General features: G+C 55.7%; 19 protein-coding genes and 4 tRNA genes. 18 read left to right on the top strand and 5 right to left on the bottom strand.

The window, feature by feature from the left end:
* Positions 1-129 precede the first annotated feature (129 nt).
* The 18 genes from GTO89_RS07855 (at position 130) to GTO89_RS07775 (ending at position 14289) form a co-directional block, all read left to right on the top strand.
* A complete protein-coding gene (locus tag GTO89_RS07855; protein WP_161261515.1) occupies positions 130-2103 on the top strand; it encodes a YcdB/YcdC domain-containing protein in 1974 nt (657 codons plus the stop codon).
* A gap of 272 nt (positions 2104-2375) precedes the next feature.
* Positions 2376-2452: transfer RNA gene (locus GTO89_RS07850), tRNA-Arg, on the top strand.
* 80 nt (positions 2453-2532) lie between these two features.
* Positions 2533-2814: a DUF7662 domain-containing protein gene (locus tag GTO89_RS18015; RefSeq protein ID WP_456237455.1), complete on the top strand. Its 282-nt coding sequence runs from the start codon at positions 2533-2535 to the stop codon at positions 2812-2814.
* Between the two features lie 71 nt (positions 2815-2885).
* Positions 2886-2962: transfer RNA gene (locus GTO89_RS07845), tRNA-Arg, on the top strand.
* Between the two features lie 22 nt (positions 2963-2984).
* Positions 2985-3061, top strand: a tRNA-Arg gene (locus tag GTO89_RS07840).
* Between the two features lie 116 nt (positions 3062-3177).
* Entirely contained in the window at positions 3178-3636 is a 459-nt protein-coding gene (locus GTO89_RS07835) for a nucleoside deaminase (protein ID WP_204758184.1), read from the top strand.
* A gap of 61 nt (positions 3637-3697) precedes the next feature.
* Positions 3698-3789 (top strand) — tRNA-Ser (locus GTO89_RS07830).
* A 420-nt stretch (positions 3790-4209) separates the two neighbouring features.
* Positions 4210-4398, top strand: a complete 189-nt coding sequence (locus GTO89_RS07825; protein WP_161261513.1) for a hypothetical protein — start codon at positions 4210-4212, stop codon at positions 4396-4398.
* A 503-nt stretch (positions 4399-4901) separates the two neighbouring features.
* Positions 4902-5570: a DNA alkylation repair protein gene (locus GTO89_RS07820; RefSeq protein ID WP_161261512.1), complete on the top strand. Its 669-nt coding sequence runs from the start codon at positions 4902-4904 to the stop codon at positions 5568-5570.
* 903 nt (positions 5571-6473) lie between these two features.
* A complete protein-coding gene (gene nifH, locus GTO89_RS07815) occupies positions 6474-7301 on the top strand; it encodes a nitrogenase iron protein (RefSeq protein ID WP_161261511.1) in 828 nt (275 codons plus the stop codon).
* A gap of 261 nt (positions 7302-7562) precedes the next feature.
* The gene (gene anfD, locus GTO89_RS07810) at positions 7563-9128 is read left to right on the top strand and encodes a nitrogenase iron-iron protein, alpha chain (RefSeq protein ID WP_161261510.1); all 1566 of its coding nucleotides are present in this window, start codon (positions 7563-7565) and stop codon (positions 9126-9128) included.
* Positions 9129-9143: 15 nt separating this feature from the next.
* Positions 9144-9494 (top strand): Fe-only nitrogenase subunit delta, encoded by a 351-nt coding sequence (gene anfG / locus GTO89_RS07805; protein WP_161261509.1) that lies wholly within the window; start codon positions 9144-9146, stop codon positions 9492-9494.
* Positions 9495-9587: 93 nt separating this feature from the next.
* Positions 9588-10976 (top strand): Fe-only nitrogenase subunit beta, encoded by a 1389-nt coding sequence (gene anfK / locus GTO89_RS07800; RefSeq protein ID WP_161261560.1) that lies wholly within the window; start codon positions 9588-9590, stop codon positions 10974-10976.
* Positions 10977-11012: 36 nt separating this feature from the next.
* Positions 11013-11453 carry a hypothetical protein gene (locus tag GTO89_RS07795; RefSeq protein WP_161261508.1) on the top strand — a complete coding sequence of 147 codons (441 nt, stop codon included), beginning with the start codon at positions 11013-11015 and terminating at the stop codon, positions 11451-11453.
* Positions 11454-11504: 51 nt separating this feature from the next.
* A complete protein-coding gene (locus tag GTO89_RS07790) occupies positions 11505-11831 on the top strand; it encodes a P-II family nitrogen regulator (protein ID WP_161261507.1) in 327 nt (108 codons plus the stop codon).
* A gap of 15 nt (positions 11832-11846) precedes the next feature.
* Positions 11847-12236, top strand: coding sequence for a P-II family nitrogen regulator (locus tag GTO89_RS07785; protein WP_161261506.1), 390 nt, complete (start codon positions 11847-11849; stop codon positions 12234-12236).
* 79 nt (positions 12237-12315) lie between these two features.
* Entirely contained in the window at positions 12316-12840 is a 525-nt protein-coding gene (locus GTO89_RS07780) for a pyridoxamine 5'-phosphate oxidase family protein (protein WP_161261505.1), read from the top strand.
* A gap of 267 nt (positions 12841-13107) precedes the next feature.
* Positions 13108-14289: a hypothetical protein gene (locus tag GTO89_RS07775; RefSeq protein WP_161261504.1), complete on the top strand. Its 1182-nt coding sequence runs from the start codon at positions 13108-13110 to the stop codon at positions 14287-14289.
* Positions 14290-14476: 187 nt separating this feature from the next.
* On the opposite strand, the gene GTO89_RS07770 is transcribed toward GTO89_RS07775, so the two are convergent.
* The 5 genes from GTO89_RS07770 to GTO89_RS07750 form a co-directional block, all read right to left on the bottom strand.
* Positions 14477-17560: an efflux RND transporter permease subunit gene (locus tag GTO89_RS07770; protein ID WP_161261503.1), complete on the bottom strand. Its 3084-nt coding sequence runs from the start codon at positions 17558-17560 to the stop codon at positions 14477-14479.
* Positions 17557-18867, bottom strand: coding sequence for an efflux RND transporter periplasmic adaptor subunit (locus tag GTO89_RS07765; RefSeq protein ID WP_161261502.1), 1311 nt, complete (start codon positions 18865-18867; stop codon positions 17557-17559). Before GTO89_RS07765 ends, GTO89_RS07770 begins: the two co-directional genes overlap by 4 nt.
* On the bottom strand, positions 18861-19430 hold the full coding sequence (locus GTO89_RS07760; RefSeq protein ID WP_161261501.1) for a PadR family transcriptional regulator: 570 nt from the start codon (positions 19428-19430) through the stop codon (positions 18861-18863). Before GTO89_RS07760 ends, GTO89_RS07765 begins: the two co-directional genes overlap by 7 nt.
* A 334-nt stretch (positions 19431-19764) precedes the next feature.
* The gene (locus GTO89_RS07755) at positions 19765-22338 is read right to left on the bottom strand and encodes a DsrE/DsrF/DrsH-like family protein (protein WP_161261500.1); all 2574 of its coding nucleotides are present in this window, start codon (positions 22336-22338) and stop codon (positions 19765-19767) included.
* Positions 22339-22382: 44 nt separating this feature from the next.
* Positions 22383-22670, bottom strand: a complete 288-nt coding sequence (locus GTO89_RS07750) for an ArsR/SmtB family transcription factor (protein WP_161261499.1) — start codon at positions 22668-22670, stop codon at positions 22383-22385.
* Positions 22671-22692: the final 22 nt, after the last annotated feature.

Here is a 22692-nt window from a genome sequence, read left to right as displayed (position 1 = left end):
CCGACGAATAGCCGATGAATACCCGTGAATACCCGTGAATACCTGATGAAGACCCGATTGGTACCCACATCCTCATGCTTATCGCCATGAAAGCGACAGGGCGGTTAGAGAGGAGCGAAGGAGGTCCCCATGATCCTTCGACACGATAACGCCGAAAAGTCGCGCCGATGCCGGCCTTGGCAGCGGACGATGGCCGGTGTGGCCCTCACCGGAATGCTGGCGGGCTTCTGTCCCGCCAGCGCCGGGGCAGAATTGAGCAGCGCCCAAGCGGAACAGAGCAGCCTCCAGGTGGAAAAGAGCAGCGCTCAGGTCGAGCAAAGCAATCTCCAGGCGGTAGCGCCGTTCCCCGCCGCCAGCGGATGGGCGGCAACGGCAAATGGGGCAGAAGCGAATGCGACGCTCCAGCCGTCGACAGAGGAGCCGTCGCCGGAAGTAGAAGCCCGCATCGAGCATACGATTGACCTGTTGCGAACCGAATACCCCGAGTTTCGCTCTCTCTACCTGCAGAAAAAAAGCCGGGGAGACGAGATTCAGATGCTGGAGAACGATAGGCAGGTTAAACGAGCCTGCTGGTTCGTCACCTTTGATGAGCGAAAGCCCGAAGAGATGCGCTCCGACAACCGGACAGAAAGTCTGCATCTCCAGTTTGATGAAAACGGCGCGTTGCAATCCTACCGGTGGCAAAACGTCAACTGGGCCGGAGACACGATGCCGGACAAAGCGACGGCCTTGCACAAAGGGGCGGACTTTTTGCAAAAGCTCCTCGGCGCCGACTTCGCCCTCTATGGGCCGGGGAAGGTCAACGGAACCGGCAGCGGATGTGAAGTGAGAGAGGGAAAAGTCTACACCTGGGTGAACCGCAACGTTCAGTTTGACCGGCTCGTTAACGGGATCCCCCTCGTGAACGGCGACGATCTGTGGAACGTCCAGGTGGACGGCGGCGGAAGGGTGGTGGGCGTCAGCCACTTTACGAACGAAAACACCTTTGATCTCACCTTTGATCCCGCGCGCTTTCCCGACCCGGCGAAGGCGCTTTCCCTGGAACAGGCGAAAAAAGCCCTTATGGAGCAGTGCCGACTCGCCCCCGCCTATGTGTCCCGAGAGTTCCTTCAGGACTTTCCCAATGGGGTTCAACTGGTGCCGGGACAAGGGCCGCCACGTTTGGTCTACCGTCCCGATCGATTGTTTCTTTTCATGGACGCCATAACGGGGAAGCTGCTCGTTGAAATGGCGGCGATGGAATCAGGCCGGCCGGCCCATACCGTCATTCACGTCACCGGCGAGGGGAAAGCGCTCTTTGCCAAGAACACCGATGAAGGCCGGAAGGTCATCGAGAAGGAATTGGGCGTCGACCTGTCAGGCATGCCCCTCTTCCCCGTTGGAAGCGAACCGGTGAATCAAGGGATTGGGCCGTACATTCGACGGATGGAGTGGGACACGTCCATGCCACATGGCGATGCACCAGCGAATACCCAACCCACGCCCGGCGGTCTCCGGAACGCGGCGATACAGACGGCATCCGATACGGGGCGCGTACTCGGATTTTCCGTCAAGCGCAACGGGCACAACGCTTCGAAGGAGGAAGCAAGCAAGCACACGCCGGTGATTTCCCGCGACGAGGCCAAAAAAAAGGCCGTCGCCTTTCTCCAACAGTACCTGCCGGCCCGGGATCTGGAAGTGAAGGTGATCCAGGTTTGGCAGGGCACGCCGCGGTATCCCGATTGGGTGGATGTAACCAAATTGCCGAAAAATATCGTGATGAGTTCGAGCGAAGCGTTTCGATTTATTCCCCTCCATCAGGGCATTCCCGTCGAAGGATACAACTGGAGCGTGTCCGTCGATCGGGAAACCGGCAAGGTGTCGGCCTTCCATTACGAACCGGTCGATTTCGATGCGCTGCCGGATCCGAGTCGCATCATTTCCCCTGAAACGGCCGAGGCCGCTTTTATGAACAACCTGGATCTGAAACTCGTGTACACCTGGTCGCAATATTTCGATCAACGGGCGCCTCAACCATCACTCATGTATCAGTATGACTTTCTCCATCCTGGTCTCATCGATGCCCAAACAGGGAGCGTCATCTCAATGGAAAGCGGGGAGTAGGCAGGCGGCATATTGGATATAACGGGGCGTCAGGTATGACCGGGTGTCACGACGGTGAAGCCCAGGATAAGGTGCTGGCAGGGAAGACCGCAGTCCCGCCGGGAGAAGAGAGTTTATGGGCGGCGGGGCTGCGTCTCTTTTTTTCGTCTTTGGCCAGAATAATGGGTACGGATAGAAGGATAATGGGTATGATGAAAAGGGGAACTGGTTTGGGTTTCCTATTGCCAAAGGGTCGAATGGGCGATATAATAATCTTTGTTCCTTACAAACAGGCGCCCGTAGCTCAGCTGGATAGAGTAATTGACTACGAATCAAGAGGTCGGAGGTTCGAATCCTCCCGGGCGCGCCATTTGCACATCGACCCTGCGAGTACGCGGGGTTTTTGATTTTTCTTAAAATCATGCCGAGAAGGATCATATTAGCGATGTTGTGGATGTAGAGGTGTTCTTTTTGGCCGGTAAGTATCAACCGTTACAACAGTACTTGCAGCGAGTAACTGAAGAAAGTATTCTTTTCACGTATTCGGACATTGAGAGCATTATCAACGATAAACTTCCGCCGTCGGCATTTAAATATCCGGCTTGGTGGGCGAATGAGATATCAGATAAGAAGAGGCATACTCAAAGTCATTCGTGGATGAATGCTGGATATGTGGTTGAACAGATATCCCTTGGAAGCCATGTGGTATTTCGCAAACAGAAATTACCATAACACATGCCTTGACGCAGCCACCGTCGTTTGTTATACTATCTCATGCGGCGCGAGAGAGCGCCGAGAAATATGCGCCCGTAGCTCAGCTGGATAGAGTAATTGACTACGAATCAAGAGGTCGGAGGTTCGAATCCTCCCGGGCGCGCCATTCCTTTTCTTACGGCGAAAATGCCTCCGTAGCTCAGTGGATAGAGCGAGGGCGTCCTAAGCCCTGTCGTCGGGAGTTCGATTCTCTCCGGGGGCACCAGGAATGCACCGTCCTTTTCTCCGGCTCGTTTCCGGAAAAGGCGTTTTATTCGTGAGCGATGAAGTGTTCCATCGACCTACCGATCGATGGATGCGTTTGAAGAGCAGGGAACCGCAGTGGCACTCGATGACGACAAGTTCATGGGGTTGGCCCTGGAGGAAGGCCGTCTGGCCTTTGCCAAGGGCGAGGTGCCGATCGGCTGTGTCATCGTCAAAGACGGCGAGGTCATCGGCCGGGGACACAACCTCCGCGAAACGGACAAGAACCCGGTCGCCCATGCCGAAGTCGTGGCCGTCCAAGATGCGGCGAACCGCACCGGCGGGTGGCGGCTGGCAGGAACGACCTTGTACGTGACCGTCGAACCTTGTCCCATGTGCGCCGGCGCTATCGTGTTGGCCCGGATCCCGCGCGTCGTCTTCGCCGTCATGGATCCGAAAGGCGGAGCGGCAGGAACCTGCTTCAACATCCTCGAAAGTCACTGGACAAACCATCGCGTGTCGGTTCAATCCGGTGTGCGCGAGGAAGAGGCCAGGGAACTGATGCAGTCTTTTTTTCAGCGGCTGCGCAAGAAGTAGGCCATTGTTGCGCCGATGGCTGAAAGACGGTAGCTTTTTAGCACGAAAATCGCATAAACACGGAGAGGTGGCTGAGTTGGTCGAAGGCGCCCGACTCGAAATCGGGTAGGCGTTAACAGCGTCTCGTGGGTTCGAATCCCACCCTCTCCGCCATTTTAGTTGATTTGACAGGGATTTTGCCTCCGGCTTACCGAGAAATAGGCTGGGCTCAATCACCTGGTGAAGAACATAAGCGGTAATGTGCGAACCACGTTTTTTACTGTTAGCCAATACAGTAAAAAACGTGGTTTTTGCGTATGGCGGCAAAAAAACGTGCCGGAGCGATTCGGCAGGGGCATTCCGTGAAGGCCCACCCTGGCGAGGGTACGCAGCCCATCATGCCATAACTCATAATGGTTTATGAGGAGCAATCTTGAGTTGAATAGGGTGATTGGTTTTGGGGTAAAATAACAGATAAAGTAATTATCGGTTGATTTGGGTGTTTGTATTGAAAACGCGAAACGAGGAAGGTACTATATGGATGAGGGGAGAGAAAAGCGTAGGAAGGGAACGGCAAAGAAAGGAGGGCCTAAGATGGCATATGGAGTTACCGTTGATAAGAAACCAATGTCAAGGGAAGAAATGCTTCGACAGGCCCAAGCCCTTCATCGTGATCTTGTAAGAAAAAGATCTGCCGCCGGAATAACTACGGCAGAATTAGAAAGAGACGTAAAAGAAGTATTTGAAGAAATCAAATCAAGTCGTCGTTCCGGTCGTAATTGATACCAACGTCTTAGTCCCCTCGTTGTACAGTTATACCCGTATCGCTGTGTTTATGACATACGGAAATATCCTTTTAGTGTGGAATGATTTTATTTACGACGAAGTATTAGAGATAATGGAGCGATTGTCTCCGATTGATGATGATCCTTTTCTTTACGCCGCCGTAGAGGGCAAAGCCGAATACATCATCAGCTGCGATAGCAAGCATATGGTATCAATGGGGAATTTCAATAATATCCCTATTGGTACGCCCGACGAGTTCTTTAATTGGGTTATACAAGAACATCCAATGAGACGGGGATAAACTAAGGTGTAGAGCAATCTGCATCTTTTTTTTTAATGGGAAACGGATAAAAAAGGCGAGACGGTTAAATCTCGCTTGCGAAGGCTGACGTAGACCTTGGCAAGGAAGCAGTTTATAATCCATTCGCCCATGCCCGTGCTTCCATCTTAGATTGGTCGCTCAGTTATGCCCTCTCTTCACTGACTGAGGAGGTATTCTCATGAATCCCTATGTTCAGCGCCTGATTGAGCTGTATTCTCAGCATGCCAATCATGAAAAGGCAAAGTGGGCTAAAGATTATATGAGGAATCAGTTCGACTTTTTAGGCATTCCGAGCCCGCTTCGACGAACGCTAAACAAGCAGTTCATGAAAGAGCACGGGGTTCCAGCGGGAAGCTTCTTAAAGAAAGTCGTAGTAGCATGCTGGGAGCTGCCTGAGCGGGAATATCAATACGCCGCGCTTGATCTACTGTTGAAGAATAAAGAAACCGTAACTCCCGACGATATGCGCTGGTTAGAGGGGCTGCTCGTAAAAAAATCGTGGTGGGACACGATTGACGTCCTTTCTCCACATGTTATTGGCAGTATGTTAGTAAGGTTTTCCGAACTGATTCCGGGTTACCCGGAAAAATGGATAAATAACGAGAACATATGGATGCAAAGGTCGGCAATACTCTACCAGCTTTACTATAAAGAAAAAACAGATGAGGAACGCTTGTACCGGTACATCTTACACAGGGCAAACAGTGATGAGTTTTTTGTACAAAAGGCGATCGGATGGGCGTTGCGGCAGTACGCAAGAACGGCTCCGGTCAGTGTGAAGTCGTTCGTCTTGGCGCACGAATTAAAACCGCTCAGCCGACGAGAGGCGTTGAAACACATCGGATAAAATCAGAAATCGGGGATGCAACAAATGGCAAGAAGCGCGAACGGTGATGCAGGAGCCATGACCAAAAATCGAGGCATAACCGAAATAAAATAAACATAAGATAAAATAACTAGAAATGGTTGACAAATCCAGAGACAGAGGGTAATCTGAACCTACAAACACTTACTCAAGTTCGCTCATCTAATGTTTTGTTTAGTTATATTATGTGTAGCGGCAACTGAAGAAGGTATTTTTGGCAGTAAGGCTTCCTTTTCCGATAGCGGCGCCGTTCCACGGTTTCGTGAATGGCTGGCCCTAGAATCGGATTTTGTAGGTCCTGCTGGGAAATGGTATTCCTTAACGGATACAAAGGGGTATCAATAGACTTGCGAGTCTATTGATACCCCTTTGTCCTTTTCGCAGAGGGTGCGCGTCTTGTGGATACCACGAATATCCATAAGACGCGGGTATGTTAATTCCAGCGGCACTGGGTTGATTAAGGTTACCCATTTTTCATTTCCTAAAAATGGGCAGCTTTAATCAACCTAGTGCAGAAAGGGGATGATCGATGGCTCGGAATGGGGCTGTGAACCATCGTCAAAGCAGCACATCCAGGGGTAAAGAACGTTGTGGAAAGGAGTTGATCTATGCTCCCCGAGATTTTATCGTCAAAAAAGGACATAACAAAAGGCTTCATGGATACCACGAATATCCATGAAGCATGGGCAATCTCCTATTCCCAGCGGCACTAGGTTTATTTGATTTACCCTTTTTTCATTATAGCGATAGGAATTGTGCATTTCAAGAAAATTTAGAGAACCAATCGATGTCAACGGTTTGATGGAGACAGCGACGGTCAAACAAGGACTCCATCGCTGCGGGTGCCTTTACGGAGGCGTTTTGATTCGAAAGGGGCGTTCAAAAGTGACGAGAAAAATCGCCATCTATGGCAAGGGTGGTATCGGCAAATCCACCACTCAACAAAACACCGCCGGGGCGATGGCCCATTTTTATAACCAAAAGGTGTTCATCCACGGCTGCGATCCAAAGGCCGATTCGACCCGGCTCATCCTGGGCGGGATGAACCAAAAGACACTGATGGATATCCTGCGTGACGAAGGAGAAGAAAAAATCACCTTAGATAAAGTCGTGAAAGCAGGGTACAAGGGAATTCGCTGTGTCGAGTCGGGCGGTCCTGAACCGGGTGTCGGCTGTGCGGGCCGCGGCGTCATCACCGCGATCGATCTGATGGAGAAAAACGGGGCCTACACGCCTGATCTGGACTTTGTATTCTTTGATGTGCTCGGTGACGTTGTGTGCGGTGGCTTCGCTATGCCGATTCGCGACGGCAAAGCGCAAGAAGTGTACATTGTCGCTTCCGGAGAGATGATGGCGATCTATGCCGCGAACAACATCTGTAAAGGCCTGCTGAAATATGCCAAACAGAGCGGTGTGCGCCTCGGCGGGATCATCTGCAACAGCCGCAAGGTGGATCGGGAAGCGGAGTTCCTGGAAGAATTCACCTCTGCCATTGGCACCCAGATGATCCATTTCATGCCCCGCGACAATATTGTCCAAAAAGCCGAATTCAACAAAAAGACGGTCGTTGAATTTGACCCGGAATGCAACCAAGCGAATGAATACGGCGAACTCGCCCGCAAGATCATCGAAAATAAGAACTTCGTCATCCCTAAGCCGCTTAAGATGGATGAGTTGGAGGCCATGGTGGTCAAATACGGCATCGCCGACTAAGAAAGCCACGTCGTTTTCGGTTGCTCTCAGCCGTGTATGAATTCGCAAAATGCTGTGACGGGAGATTGAACCGGCAGGAAACCATGCGGGCCAATGGTGGAGACGGATCGCTGCGTCGTGGCATCGTTGCGAATCATGTACGGCTGAGCAGCAACGACAAAAGGCGAATCAAAACCACGCACCCAAACCACGCTCCATCGCCATGGCGCGTGAGGGAACCGCTGACAAGACAGGCTGACCGTACGGAGGAGGAATGCAGCAATGCCACATCACCTGTTTAAATGCAGCGAGTGCATCCCCGAGAGGAAAAAGCACGCTGTGATCAAGGGTCCTGGTGAAAATCTGACGGACGCCCTTCCCTTGGGATACCTCAACACCATTCCAGGGTCGATTTCGGAACGGGGCTGCGCGTACTGTGGCGCGAAGCACGTGATCGGCACGCCCATGAAGGATGTCATCCACATCAGTCATGGCCCGGTGGGATGCACCTATGACACCTGGCAGACGAAACGCTACATCAGCGACAACGACAACTTCCAGCTTAAATATACCTATGCCACCGATATGAAAGAAAAACACATTGTTTTCGGAGCGGAAAAACTGCTCAAGAAAAATATCATCGAAGCCTTTCAGGCCTTTCCCGATATCAAACGGATGACCATCTACCAGACCTGCGCATCCGCCTTGATCGGCGACGACATCAATGCGATCGCCCAGGAAGTCATGGACGAACTGCCCGATGTGGATATTTTCGTTTGCAACTCGCCGGGCTTCGCCGGTCCGAGCCAATCAGGAGGGCATCACAAGATCAACATCGCCTGGATCGACCAGAAGGTCGGCACAGTGGAACCGAAGATCACCAGCGACTATGTGATCAATTACGTCGGTGAGTATAACATCCAGGGCGATCAGGAAGTCATGCTCGACTATTTTAAGCGGATGGGCATACAGGTCCTGTCCACGTTTACCGGCAACGGCTCCTATGACGATCTTCGGGCGATGCACCGGGCCCACCTCAACGTGCTGGAATGCGCCCGTTCAGCAGAGTACATCTGCAACGAACTCCGGGTCAGATACGGGATTCCCCGCCTGGACATCGACGGCTTTGGCTTCGAACCGCTGTCGACGTCGCTCCGGAAAATAGGCTTGTTCTTCGGAATTGAAGACAGAGCCCAGGCCATCATCGAGGAAGAAACGGCCCGGTGGAAACCGGAACTGGACTGGTACAAGGAACGCTTAAAGGGGAAAAAGGTGTGCCTCTGGCCAGGCGGCTCCAAACTCTGGCACTGGGCGAACGTCATTCATGAAGAGATGGGTGTCGAAGTCGTCTCTGTCTATACGAAATTCGGTCACCAGGGCGACATGGAAAAGGGCATCGCCCGTTGTGAAGCCGGCGCCCTCGCCATCGATGACCCCAATGAGTTGGAAGGGCTTGAGGCGATGCAGATGCTGAAGCCCGATGTCATCTTCACCGGCAAGCGCCCAGGTGAAGTCGCCAAAAAAATACGCGTCCCCTACCTGAATGCCCATGCCTATCACAACGGCCCCTACAAAGGGTTTGAAGGATGGGTCAGGTTCGCCCGTGATATCTACAATGCCATCTATTCCCCCATCCACAAACTGGCCTTTATCGATATCAGCAAGGATGAGATCGAAACAGAAAAGACCTTTGTCACGCAAAAAATGCTCTCCGATGCCACGTTGAGCGAAGAGGTGACCGCTTCGACTCATCTGAGAGAGTATACCGGCAAATATGACAGCGTCACTGAACTGAGCAAGAAGACCTATCCGGACTTTCCCTCGCCCAAGCAAGCGGCGGCGGTCTAAGGGAGGTGCGATACGATGGATGATGTGATGAAAGACAGGGTCGAGCAGCTGGTCGATTATATCATGAAGAAATGTCTCTGGCAGTTTCACTCCCGCGCCTGGGACAGAGAGCGGCAAAACGAGGAGATCCTGACCAAGACGATGCAACTCTTGTGTGGTGAACCGGTTGAAACCGCAACGCCTGCCGACAGATGCTATTGGGTGGACGCCGTCTGTATGTCCGAGGCGTTTAAAGAGCGGTATCCGTGGCTGAACACGATGGATAAGGAAGACATCAAGTCGCTGATGCGAGGCCTGAAAGAACGGATCGACTACTTGACGATCACGGGGTCTCTGAATAAAGAGCTCCATGACACGCTCTATTAACATCAATGGATTCATTAGGATCGATTGATGCAAAAGGAATGCGAGGATGCCGTCACGGCCGACGTAAAACAAGACGAATCGGAGGGAAAGACAATGGCTTGTGAGTTAAAACCGAAAGAACGTGCCGGCATTATCAATCCCCTATTCACCTGCCAACCGTGCGGCGCTCAGTATGCCAGCATCGGAATCAAGGATTGCATCGGGATTGTCCACGGCGGACAGGGATGCGTCATGTTCGTCCGACTGCTCTTCTCTCAACATTTCAAGGAAAGCTTTGAAATCGCATCCTCTTCGCTTCATGAGGATGGCGCGGTGTTCGGCGCGCTGGATCGTGTCGAACAAGCGGTGGATGTGCTTTTGATGCGCTATCCCCATGTCAAAGTGGTGCCCATCATCACCACCTGCTCCACGGAAATCATCGGCGATGATGTGGACGGCGTGATCAAGAAGCTGAACGAAGGGCTTTTGAAAGAAAAGTATGCAGGTCGGGAGGTTTACCTGATCCCAGTTCACTCCCCCAGTTTTAAGGGGAGCATGGTGAGCGGCTACGACTCTGCGGTAAAGGACTTCGTCAGTTACTTTGCCAAAAAGGGCGAACCCAACGGAAAACTCAATCTGATCACAGGCTGGGTCAACCCAGGGGACGTGACTGCGCTCAAGCACCTGCTGGCCGAAATGCAGGTTGACGCCACCGTCCTATTCGAGATCGAAAGCTTCGATTCCCCGCTGATGCCCGAAGGGAACACCGTATCCCACGGCAGCACGACGATTGAAGACCTGACCGGAACGGCGAATGCGCTGGGAACCATCGCATTAAACCGGTACGAAGGCCGTCAAGCGGCGCAGTACCTGGAAAACGAATTTGACGTTCCGGCGATTATCGGGCCAACACCGATCGGGATCCGCAATACAGATATCTTTTTGCAGAACGTTAAAAAACTGACCGGCAGAGCGATCCCCCCGTCGCTTGTATGGGAACGTGGCATTGCCATTGATGCATTGACCGATCTGACCCATATGTTCTTGGCCGACAAAAAAGTGGCCATCTATGGCAACGCCGATCTCGTGATCGCCCTCGCGGAATTCTGTCTCGACCTGGAGATGAAGCCCAAGCTCCTGCTCCTCGGCGACGACAACACCGCCTATCCGAATGATCCGCGCATCAAAGCGCTCCAGGAAAATGTCGATTATGACATGGAGATCATCATGAACGCCGACCTGTGGGAACTGGAAGATCGGATCAAGAACAAGGGACTCGAATTGGATCTGATTCTGGGTCATTCCAAAGGCCGGTTTATCTCCATCGACCACAACATCCCGATGGTGCGGGTGGGATTCCCCACCTATGACCGCGCGGGACTGTACCGCCACCCGGTTGTCGGCTACGCCGGCGCCATCTGGCTCGCCGAAGCCATGGCCAACACCCTGTTCACAGACATGGAGTACAAGAAGAACAAGGAATGGATCCTGAATGTGTGGTAAGGCCGGCGGCAGCGCCGTCAAAAAGGAACGATCCAGATGGAACGGTTGAAGTATGGGCCCGACGCGGAGGCCTTTGAAGAACATTATCGGGACGCCAAGATGTATCTGTTCAGGGCGGAACAGTTTCAGAAGGACGACCAGAGCGACAGCGTGGTCTTCAATGTAGCTTGTGTGGCCCTCGAAAATTATCTGATCGCTTTGTGTCATTTATACGGCGTCGATCCGGGAAATCACAATTACATCTGCCTCATGGATGCCGTGGAGACCGTCGTCGATGTTCCACCGGCGCTGAACGAGGAGATCCGATCGCTGGATTTGATTTTCGGCATCTGTTCTATCGAGAACTATTATCATGGTGTTCCGGAACCGTCTGATGCAGCGCGCGTGCTCGCCATGTGTGATGGCGTTCAGAACCTGTTTTCAGCGGAACAGATGGCGTCAGTTCGGGCGGCGACGCGCCATGCCGATCATGTGTGAAGGGAATCGTTCCGATACCAAGCTATTTTTAACATGAGGGGGAAACCAGTGATGTTGATGGTGAGAGCGATCATTCGGCCTGAAAAGGTGACAGAGACACTGGCGGAATTAAGCGCCGCCGGGTTCCCGGCCGTGACCAAGGTGGATGTTGTCGGGAGAGGGAAGCAACGAGGGATCAAGGTGGGCGACATTTACTATGACGAAATCCCCAAAGAAATGCTGTTGATGATCGTCAATGACGATGACAAGGATGAGGTCATTGAGATCATCATGAGAACCGCCAAAACCGGGGGAACAACGGCCTATGGTGATGGAAAAATCTTTGTCAGCCCCGTAGAAGAAGCCTATACCATCAGTTCCAACAGCAAGGGGCTATAAGAAGGGGGCAATCGCATGAAGGAAGTCATGGCCTTTATCCGCATGAACAAGGTCAACCAGACCAAAGAAGCGCTGAATACTGCCGGCTTTCCCTCGGTCACCTGCCGAAAGGTCCTGGGACGGGGCAAGAAAAAAGTGGAGTACAGCGTCGCCTTGTTGCCCGAGTCCCATCAAGAAGCAGCGAAGGAAGCGCCCATCCTGGCGGAAACGATTTCAGAAGAGCACCGGTTGATTCCCAAACGGTTTTTGACGCTCGTCGTTCGAGATGATGAAGTCGAAAGGGCCATCGATGCCATTATGGCGGTAAACTCCACCGGCAATCCTGGAGATGGGAAGATCTTTATCCTGCCGATTGCGGAAGCATACCGGGTCAGGACCGGTGAAACCGGAGAAGAGGCCATCTAGCTCGCCATAAAACGTCGTCGGTTTCTGGATGAGGGTCAACCGGGTTGGATCTTATCATGCAAAGGAGAGGGGGAACCGAATGGAGCAGATCAGGTATACCAAACGAAGATGTGAGGACCACGAGAGAATCGCGAGCTTTTTAGCTGAAAAACGGGTGGGCACAGTGAGCATGTGTGATCAGGAAGGCAAGCCCTATGCATGTCCGGTCAATTACGTCTACCACAACGGCAAAATCTATATCCACGGCATGGGCAGCGGTAAAAAAAACAATATCCTCAGGGAAAACCCATCGGTCTGTTTTACTGTTTTTGACGAATTCGGCACGGTGACCGATGCGGCGCCATGCAAATGTGACACGGCCTACTTGAGCGTGGTTCTTTTCGGGCAAGCGGTTTTGGTGGAGGATCTAGATGAAAAAACACAGGCGCTGGCGCAGTTTTTGGAAAAATTCACACCGCGCTTCTTCGAGAAACCGCTAACGATGGAGTTTGTAAAAAAATATCGATCGGGATTCGATAACCAGACGGTGGCTGTTTATGGGATATCCCCGGATGCGATCACAGCCAAAGAAAACCCTGTTGACAGTGAAAACATGTTTCGGTGATAAGACAGCGCGGGCATGCGCCCCGAGCAGCCATAAGTATCGACCCAAGGAGAAGGAGGGTGGTCAGTGACCGCCCTCCTTCTTATGTACGCCTATCGGCGGATTGGTGTTTTTATTTCTAAGGCGCGCTCCGGTGGAAATCTGTTCTGGAAAACCGGCCAACACAAAAACAACAACTTCTGTTCACAGAACAGACACACACAGGCGGTATGATGCGAGTGTAAGAACGGTTTCCAACCAACTACATCATTCAAGGAGATGAAAGACGTGAAAACCGCGAAATTCAACAAGGCCGTCTGTGGACTGGTGATGGGTGGAATCTTGCTCACCGGAGGCATCGCCTTCGCTGCCGACGCGACCAACACGCAAATGCCGGTGTGGCGGAACCACCAGGGACAAGAACAAGGGCATGGTCGAGGCCCTGGTAGCCCGATGATGGGGGCAACCCTCAAAGACACGCTCGCCTCGCTGGTCACGGACGGAACGATCACGCAAGCCCAATCGGATCTGCTCGCCTCCACCCTTCCGCAACCGCCGCAAAACGCCTTGAACCAACTCATGACCAATGGCGCCGTCACCCAAACCCAACTGGACGCCATTTTGCAGGCCCTTCACATGGCGCCGCCTTCGGGGGATAAGAATGGGGAGAGACGAGAAAACCCCCTCGCCAAACTGATCACTGACGGTGTGATCACGCAGGCGCAAGCCGACGCGATTCAAGCCAAGTTTCCCCAACCGGGCGACCGGCAAGCAGCGCCGGCAAAGTTGGAAGACATACTTGTCGCAGTAGTCAGTGACGGAACGATCACCCAAGAACAATCGGACGCCATCCTGGCGGCCATGCCGAGGCATGAAGGCCCCTTTGCCCAACTGATTAAAGATGGAATCATCACGCAAGCCCAAGCCGAGGCGATCATGAGCAAATTCCCAAAACCCGGTGAGAACCACCAGGGCTCGCCCATAAAGTTCGAAGACATGCTTGCTTCCCTGGTCACGGATGGAACCCTTACCCAAACGCAAGCCGATGCGCTCCAGGTTTCGATGCAGAAGGGGCATGAACAACAGGCCCCCGCCACCGCGCTGGCCTCGCTGGTGACCGCTGGAACCATCACCCAAGCGCAGGCCGATGCGGTCGTTGCTCTCTTACCGGCGAAGGACAGCCAAACGGGCGTCCCCGCTGCCGAGAGAAAAACGCCTGTATCCCTGAAGGACACCCTGACCAATTTGGTCTCCGCCGGATCGATCACCCAGGCTCAAGCGGACGCCATCTTGGCGAAACTGCCCCAACGGCCCGCCCTTCCCAACGGACAAAGCGGAAGCGGCAATGATGGAAACCAAAGGCAATCGCAAAACGAACCCGGCCCGCAGTCCTTCGGCGGATTCGGTGGTCCTGGCGGGTTCGACGGTTTTGGTGGGGACTTTGGCGGCCATGGACGGGGAATGCGGTAATACAAGCAATGAACGATCCGAATTTATAAGTTGATAAAAGGGAGCATCTACGAACATCGTAGGTGCTCCCTTTGGCATGATGACTCCGTCAAGGGCACTGTCCTGTCGCCTCGGAATAAACGTCAATCGGGTAAAGGAAACACCGCTTTCAGGCGCTCGACCGAAAAGCGGTGTTCCTTTTACCCGTCTACCGGCTGAACCGCAGTTTCACCCTCGCCAGCACCGTATAGAAACAGGGCACGATCACCAGCGTCAGCATGGTCGAGAAGAACAATCCCGAGATGATCGTCACGGCCATGGGCTGGAAGAGGACGTCGCCCGAGATGGCCAGGGGGAGCAAGCCGGCGATGGCGGTGCCAGAGGTCAACAGGATGGGGCGCAGCCGCGCTTCGCCGGCGGAGATGACGGCGAGGATCAGGTCCTGGCCGCTGTGGCGGGCTTCCTCGATGAACTCGACGAGAATGATGCCGTTTCGCACGACGATGCCGGCCAGGCAGATGACGCCCATCATGGTCATGAAGCCGAGGGGCGTTCGTGTGAGGAACAGGCCGATCAGGCTGCCGGCAAAGGCCAGGAAGATGGTGCTCAAGACCAGGAAGGGAATCGAGAGGGAATAGAACTGCATGGCGATCAGGATGATGATGAGGAAGACGACGACGATGGAGAGTTTGCCCATATCAACGAAAATGTCGGTCTGGTCAGAGGTCTCGCCGCCGATCTCATAGCGGTAGCCGTCGGGCAGGCGCATGGCGTCGAGCTTCGGCTTCAGTTCCTGGATCGCTTCTGTGGCGGTCCGGCCTTTCAGATCGGAGGAGACGGTGACGACGCGGGAGAGGTTGCGGTGGGAGATCGACGAGATGGAAAAGCCGGGTTTTACATCGGCCAATTGATAGAGGGGGATCTGTTCGCCCCGGGCGTTGGGGACGGTCAGACGGTGAATGGCCGTCAAGGGGTCGACGCCCTTGGCCTCACTGTATAAGGTGATGTCGATCAGGTCGCGCCCTGTGTCATACTTGCTGACGGACAGGCCCTCGCTGACGAGGCGGATGGTGCGGGACAGGTCGGCTTCGTTCACCTGGAGGGCGTCCATCATGTCCTTGCGCACCTGGATGTTGAGGGCGTACTTGTCGACGCCAAAGGAGTCTTTGATGTCATAGGTGCCCGCCATATCCTTGATCATGTCCTGCGCCTGCTGGGAGAGGTCGCGCAGTTTCGCCACGTCGCTGCCGTAGAGGCGGACGACGATGGGACTGCCCACCGGCGGGCCGCCTTCCAGTTCTTTGGGGATGATCGTCGCTTGGGGGAACCGCTCGGCCAGTTCCTTGTCCCAGTGGGCGACGGCTTTTTCCGTGGGCAGTTGCTTCCTGTCCACCTTGACGACGATTTGGCCGATGTTGTCGCCTGTGCCCAGACCCGTGTCGCCGCTGAACATCTTGGGCGCGAAGGTGCCGGCGTAGCCGGCGGTCATCGTGACGCCGGGTTGTTCGTTGAGCCAGCGGCTGATCGCGTTGACGGTGCGCGCCGTTTCGGTGATGCTGGTCCCCACGGGGGTGCGCACATTGACGAACATCTCGGCGCGATCGGCCATGGGGAACAGTTGCACCGGCGTGAAGGGGATCAGGGCGTAGCCGACGAGGGCGATGGCGACGCCGATCATGCCGGTGCGCAGGGGATGCTGCAACATACGCGGCATGAGCGAGCGGGCGTAGTAGGCGGTCAGGCGCTGGATCTGATGGCCCAGCAGACCGGCCGGCTTGCGGTAGAAATCATCAGACGACGAGGCCGTGCCGTTGCCGCGCCCTTGCCGGCGCGTTTCCCGCCACTCCCGGAAGATGGGGATGACCGACAGGGACATGACCATCGAGGCGACCATGGCGAGGGTGATGATGATGGGGATGGGTTTGATGAAGGAGCCCACGTTGCCGTCGAGCAAGGCCAGCGGGGCGAAGGCGCAGATAGTGGCCAATGTGGCCGTGATGATGGAGATGGAGACCTCTTTCGCGCCGCGGACGGCGGCATCTCGCGGGCTTTCGCCGAGGGCGGAGAGGCGGCGCTCGATGTTGTCGTTGACGACGACGGCGTCGTCGACGAGGATGCCGAGGACGATGATCAAGGCGATGACAGAGATCTGGTTGAGGGTGACGCCGAAGCTTTTCAGGGGGATGAGGCCGACGGCCAGGGAGATGGGCAGGGCCATCATGACCACGAAGGAGGTGGTCAGGTTCAGGCCCAGGGTGCAGACGAGCACGACGGCGGCGATGGCGATCAGCGTCTCCCGGGTGAGGTCGGAAAAGAGTTCGTCGATACGCTCGTTTTGCTCGTAGACGAGTTCCAACGTCGCCCAGTTGGGCAGGGTTGTTTTCAGGTAGTCCAGGGATTTGTCGATGTTTCTCTGAACCGATGGGATGTCGCTGCCGGTTTCGGGGCTGACGCTGATGCTGATGGCCGGGCGGCCGTTGTGATAGGCGAGCACCTCGACCGGTTTTGTCGTCAGTTCCACCTTGCCGATGTCTTTCAGATAGATGGGCGTCCCATCGGGCGTCCGGGCGATGAGGGAGCGGCTGAACTCAGCCACATCCTTCACATCCCGCAAGGCCAGTTCATAGGTGCGCTGGTCTCCCTCGATATCGCCGAGGGGGGCTTTTTCGTTCAACTGTTTGACGGCGTTTAAGACCTGCCCCCAGGCCAAGCCGAAGTTGCGCAGCTTTTGGCTGTCCACGGTGACGCGGACTTCCTCGTCAGGCAGGCCGGTGACAGTCACATTCGATACATGAGGAATCGTCCGCAACTGGTCTTTCCACGTCTGGATCATGTCGCGCAGGGAGTAGAGGTCTTCATGACGGTCGGCGGAGATGTTGAAGGTGATGATGAAGGTGCGGTTCAGGTTATCGTTGACGATGGGCTTTTTGCAGTCGTCGGGAAGGTCTTTTTCCGCATCCTTGACTTTCTTCCGCAACTCTTCCCAGCGGCCCTCGGGCTCGATGTCATCGTTGCACTCGATGATGATCGACGAGACGCCCAGGCTGGAGGTGGAGGTGATCGATTTCAACCCGTGGATCTCTTTGATCTGCTCCTCGATCTTGCGGGTCACCGCCTGCTCCACTTTCGACGGCATGGCGCCGGGATAGACCGTCGTCACAGAGGCGGTGCGGACGACGATGTCTGGCTGCTCCTGCTTGGGCAATCCCATAAAGCTGAAGAGCCCCAGCAGGGTGATCATGACGAAAAAGAGCAGCGTGATTTTGCGCTTTTTGATGATGTACTCGATCATTTGTCCGGGCCTCCGCCAGTCGAGGGGGCGGTTGCGGGGCTGGCGGGTGTTGCAGAGGCGGCGGCGTTTTGCCCGGCGCTGGACGCCGGGGCGGCGAGGGGGGCGACGGCGTCGCCGTCAAAGAGGCGCTCGACGCTGCTGGTGATGATCTGTTCACCCGGTTGAACGCCCGATTGGATCTCCAGGTGGTTGTTGATCAGTTCGCCGATGTCGACGGCGCGCTTAACGGCATGACCTTCTTGCAGGACAAAGACAAAGGGTTTGTCTTGACCGCGGCGGACGACGGCCTGCACCGGCGCCCAGAGTCCCTCTTTCACCTTGGTCACATGGTGGACGCGGACGACCTGACCGGACAGCCAATCATGGTTCGGGTTGTCGATCCAGATCTCGACGCCCACCGTTCCCGTGCTTTGATTGGCGGCGGGGTAGACGTACTTGACCTGGCCGTCCCGTTTTTGGCCGTACAGTTCGATGGTGACGGCGCCGCCCTTTTGCCAGTTGGCGATCTCCCGGTCCGGCACGGGGATGACCACCTTCAGGGTGTCGATGGCGGCGAGCTTGTAGATGGCCGTTCCGGCGCCGACCAGTTGCCCGGTACTGTTCAGTTTGGCGATCACCGTGCCGGCGAAGGGGGCTTTCAACCGCGTCTTGTCCAGGGCCAGGGCGGCTTTTTTCTGGCGCGACAGGGTCTGGTCATAGATCGCTTGGGTCTGATCCTTGACTTCCGCGCGGGCGCCGTGGAGGACGTTTTGATAGACCTGATCGGCGTATGTAAAATCATTCTCGGCGACGGTCAACTGGGTTTGGGCGCCTTCGTAGTCCTTCTTGGAGAGAGCGCCGCCCTCATAGAGGGCCTTGTAGCGTTCCATATCGGAGCGCAATCGCTCCACATTGGCGCGGGCTTTTTCCATCGTCGCCTGGGCCTGTGTGACTTCGTAGGATGTGGCGCCGTTTTCCACCTGCCGCAGGCTGGCGCCCGATTGGGCCGTTGCCGCCGCGGCGGCGTCCAATTCGAGGGCGTAGTCGGAGGGATCGATCTGGGCCAGGATGCCGCCGGCAGGGAGGGTGTCGCCTTCTTTCGCCAGTGTCGCGGCGATGCGACCGCCCACCTCAAAGGATAAGGTGGCCTCCTCCAGGCCTTGCAGGGTGCCCGAAAATTCGTTGTCCAGTTGCTGGTTGCTTCTGGTCACCGTCATGACCTCGACACTGCGGGCTTCGCTCTGCGGTTCTGTTTTTCCACAAGCCGTCAGCAGCAGGGAGGCCGATAGGATGAGGGCGGCAGAGCTGACCATGTGACGTTTTAGCATGATGTCCCCTTCCTTATGTCCGCATCTGTGTCGATTGTATCGGGCGGTTCCGGCGCAGAAGCGAATTCGGCGATGATGGTCTCCAGTTCGGTGACGCCGGCTTGTTGGATCGCCAATCCGAGCCGCAGCGCCAGGTCTTCGCCGTGGCAGAGACAGGGCTCCTGTTCCAGGCCCTTTAATTTCTCCAGATCGGATTTCAACTGGGCCAACTCTTGGTGGAGCCAGTTCAGGATCTGACCTTCCGAGGCATGTTTGCCGAAAACCAGGCGCATCATAAAATCATACTTGATCGTTTTCGGTTCGATAGGGCTCTGTATGTAGGCATGGAAGGCTTCTTTCCCCTGTGTGGTGACGCGGTAGAGGTGCTTGTTCGGTTTTCCTTCCTGGACGATGATCTCTTTCTCGATGTACCCCTCCTTCTCCATCCGGTTGAGTGTGGGGTAGATGGTGCCGAAGGAGGCCACGAACATGTCGGGCAGGTATTTTTCAAAATACTGCTTGATGTCATAGCCGGACATGGGCCCATCGAGGAGGATGCCCAGGATCACGTCTTGGCCTTTCAAGGCGATACTCCCTTCTTGTGCAGGCGGTTCAGTCGAGCGTTGACAATCCCAGGCCCCAAGGCCTGTGTGGAGGAAAGGTGTCTGTTGCGAGTATTATCGATGTTTATATTCACAATGTTAATATAGACACAGGAAGATACCGCGTCAAGGCTGTCGTTGAATGATCTAATTTTCTGAAACAGCGGGAGTGGGGATTTTCGAAACATGGCGACACTGTTGCCTGTGTGTATGCGCTGCATCTTTGAAGACAAAGCAAACAAGCCCAAAAGGCGCCGCCCGGCGAGCGGCCTTTTGGGCTTGTTTCATCGTTCCGGGGAAAAGCCAAGCCGCCTGATCAAATAAACAGGTTTACGTTCGACTCCTCCGCCTCACCCAGATAGTAACCGACGCCGCCGATCTTGACGCCATCGATCAGTTCCTCCGCCTTGACGCCCATCACGTCCATGGACATCTGGCAGGCCACCAGTTCAATCCCCTGATCCAGGGCGGCCTGGATCAGGTCTTCCAGGGATTGGACGTTTTTGTCTCGCATGACCATGCGGATCATCTTTGCGCCCATGCCCAGCATGTTCATCTTGGAGAGGGGCAGTTTTTTGCTGTGGCTCGGCATCATCATGGAGAAGAGGTTGTCCATGATGCCTTTCGTCACCGACGGGGGATTTTCTTTTTTCAGGATGTTAAGGCCCCAGAAGGTGAAGAAGAGGGTCACCTTTTTGCCCATGGAGGCGGCGCCGTTGGCGATGATGAAGGACGCGATGGCCTTGTCCAGATCGCCGCTGAAGACGACGATCGTCTTGTTGTCTTTCAGGGGCGCCATCGCGCCACTCACGGGGGCAGTCGCGCTGACTTCCGCCGAGGCGTCCCCCTTTTGGATCAAGGCTTTGATGCGTCCGCCATCTTTAGCGAGGTTGAGCAGCCCGTTGCCGGTGCGCCGGCACCAGGCTTCGATGTCTTTGTAAAAGCCGGGGTCGGAGGCTTCCACATAGAGGCGTTGTCCCGCCGCCATCTCGTCGACGCTCTTTTTCACCTGTAGGAGCGGTCCGGGGCAGCAGAGGCCGCAGGCATCCAGTTTGCGATCGTGATCCGTGAAGGCAATGCCCCTGGCCGATGCCGCTACCGTCGCCGCGCAGCAACTGTCTCCTCCGGTATCACTGTCGTTGCCGTCGTTACGGCTGCCACGACCGGTGTCACCAGATCCGCAGCAACCGCCTTGCAGCGACTGCCGCTGCGCGCCGGCGGCCCTTCCCGCCTCGCCGACCTTGTAGCGGGCGATCTCGTAAGAGGCATACCCGCCGGAGAGGTTTTTCGCCCGAAACCCGCGCTGAACCAAAATCCGCTCGGCCAGGTACCCCCGGAAGCCGACTTTGCAGTAGACCCAGTATTCCTTGCTCTGATCCAGTTCGCCCAGGCGCTGCCGCAACTCGTCAAGGGGGATGTGGATCGCGCCGGGGAGGCTGCCGTTCTCGAACTCCAGATCGGTGCGCACGTCGAGCAAGACGGTCCTTTCCCGGTCCATCTGGTCGATGTCGCCGCTGACCACGAGCTCCGCCCGCCCGGCCAGGACGTTTTCGGCGAGAAAACCGGCCATGTTGACAGGGTCTTTCGCCGACGAGTAGGGGGGCGCATAGGAGAGTTCCAGTTCCTTGAGGTCGTCGATGGTTCCGCCCATGCGGATGACCGTGGCGATCACGTCGATGCGCTTGTCGACGCCATCGTAGCCGAAGGCCTGGGCGCCCAGCACCTTTCCCGTTTCATCGAAGATCACCTTCAGCGTGATCGGCGTCGCGCCGGGGTAGTAGGAGGCGTGGGAGTTGGGATGGATGTGGACGACGCGGTAGGCCCTGCCGAGGCGGCGGAGGGTGCGCTCATTGTTGCCGGTGACCGCCCCGGTCAGGCCGAAGATCTTGATGATCGATGTGCCCTGGGAGCCCCGGAAGCGGCTGTCGATGCCGCAGATGTTGTCGGCGGCGATGCGGCCCTGTTTGTTCGCCGGGCCGGCCAGGGGGATCGCCGTGTCGCTGCCATTGACGAAGTCGACGACCTGAATCGCGTCGCCGACGGCGTAGACGCTGTCCAGGTTGGTCTCCATGCGGTCATTGACGATGATGTGGCCGCGGGGGCCCAGCTGCAGGCCCGAATCTTTGAGAAAGTCCACATCGGGTTTGACGCCGATGGCGAGGATGACCATGCCGCCGGTCAGGCGGGCGCCGCTTTGCAGGGTCACCGCGATCTCGCCGCGCTCAGGGATTTCAGCAAACCCCGTTACCCCGTCGCCGACGATGACGCGCACGCCCTGATCGGCCAGTTCCTTCTCAGCCAGGGTCACCATGTCGTCGTCAAAGGGCGGCAGGATATGGGGCGCCGCTTCGACCAGAGTGACGGCGATGCCCCGTTCGACCAGGTTCTCGGCCATCTCGACGCCGATAAAACCGCCGCCGATGACGATGGCCGCGTCTACCTGTCGCTCGTCGACGACCGCCTTGATCCGGTCTGTGTCGGGGATGTTGCGCACGGTAAAGATGCGCTCGCTCTGAACACCGGGGATAGGCGGCACGAAGGGCTTTGCCCCCGGTGAGAGGACGAGCGCATCGTAGGTTTCTTCGTAGACGCCCCGATCGGCGCTCTTGACCGTCACTCTTTTCTGTGTTGCGTCGATGGCGATCACGTCACTGTGCAAGCGGGCGTCGATGTTGAAGCGCTGTTGCATCATCTCCGGCGTTTGCAGGATCAGGTTGGAACGGTCGACGATGGTCTCGCCGACGTAATAAGGCAAGCCGCAGTTGGCGAAGGATATGTAGCCATCCCGTTCAAAGAGGATGATCTCCGCTTGTTCGTCCAGCCGGCGCAGCCGCGCTGCCGTCGATGCGCCGCCGGCGACGCCGCCGACAATGACAACTTTCTTGCTCATAGCGATCTCTCCTCTACATCTTCTACTGGTTCCCACTCGCGCAATCAGATTTCAGAAACAAAAATACAGGACAACAAGCTTCGAACCTGGTCGTTGGCGATGCGGTAGCGCACTTCGAGTCCCTGGCGCTCGCCTTCGACAACACCGGCGACGCGCAACTTCTGCAGGTGCATGGAGATGGTCGACTGGGGCAATTCCAAGCAGTGTTGCATATGGGATACGTTGCAGTCGCCCTTTTGCATCAACCCTTGCAGGATGCAGAGGCGGACAGGGTGGGCCAGGGCTTTGAGCAGTTCGGCCGCTTTGGTGTATTGGCGAATATCGTTCTCCATCGGATGTCCTCCACTTGATTCC

This window comes from Heliomicrobium gestii (assembly GCF_009877435.1).
In the GTDB taxonomy this organism is placed as follows: Bacteria; Bacillota; Desulfitobacteriia; order Heliobacteriales; family Heliobacteriaceae; genus Heliomicrobium; species Heliomicrobium gestii.
The sequence above is the reverse complement of the archived record's forward strand: the minus strand, read 5'-3'. Positions and strand labels throughout refer to the sequence as shown.

Bases quoted from the DNA above. Each gene is read 5' to 3' on its own strand.
- GTO89_RS07855 (WP_161261515.1), top strand. From the start codon at position 130: ATGATCCTTCGACACGATAACGCCGAAAAGTCGCGCCGATGCCGGCCT.
- GTO89_RS07825 (WP_161261513.1), top strand. From the start codon at position 4,210: ATGGCATATGGAGTTACCGTTGATAAGAAACCAATGTCAAGGGAAGAA.
- GTO89_RS07820 (WP_161261512.1), top strand. From the start codon at position 4,902: ATGAATCCCTATGTTCAGCGCCTGATTGAGCTGTATTCTCAGCATGCC.
- anfD (WP_161261510.1), top strand. From the start codon at position 7,563: ATGCCACATCACCTGTTTAAATGCAGCGAGTGCATCCCCGAGAGGAAA.
- anfG (WP_161261509.1), top strand. From the start codon at position 9,144: ATGGATGATGTGATGAAAGACAGGGTCGAGCAGCTGGTCGATTATATC.
- anfK (WP_161261560.1), top strand. From the start codon at position 9,588: ATGGCTTGTGAGTTAAAACCGAAAGAACGTGCCGGCATTATCAATCCC.
- GTO89_RS07795 (WP_161261508.1), top strand. From the start codon at position 11,013: ATGGAACGGTTGAAGTATGGGCCCGACGCGGAGGCCTTTGAAGAACAT.
- GTO89_RS07790 (WP_161261507.1), top strand. From the start codon at position 11,505: ATGTTGATGGTGAGAGCGATCATTCGGCCTGAAAAGGTGACAGAGACA.
- GTO89_RS07785 (WP_161261506.1), top strand. From the start codon at position 11,847: ATGAAGGAAGTCATGGCCTTTATCCGCATGAACAAGGTCAACCAGACC.
- GTO89_RS07780 (WP_161261505.1), top strand. From the start codon at position 12,316: ATGGAGCAGATCAGGTATACCAAACGAAGATGTGAGGACCACGAGAGA.
- GTO89_RS07770 (WP_161261503.1), bottom strand. From the start codon at position 17,560: ATGATCGAGTACATCATCAAAAAGCGCAAAATCACGCTGCTCTTTTTC.
- GTO89_RS07765 (WP_161261502.1), bottom strand. From the start codon at position 18,867: ATGCTAAAACGTCACATGGTCAGCTCTGCCGCCCTCATCCTATCGGCC.
- GTO89_RS07755 (WP_161261500.1), bottom strand. From the start codon at position 22,338: ATGAGCAAGAAAGTTGTCATTGTCGGCGGCGTCGCCGGCGGCGCATCG.
- GTO89_RS07750 (WP_161261499.1), bottom strand. From the start codon at position 22,670: ATGGAGAACGATATTCGCCAATACACCAAAGCGGCCGAACTGCTCAAA.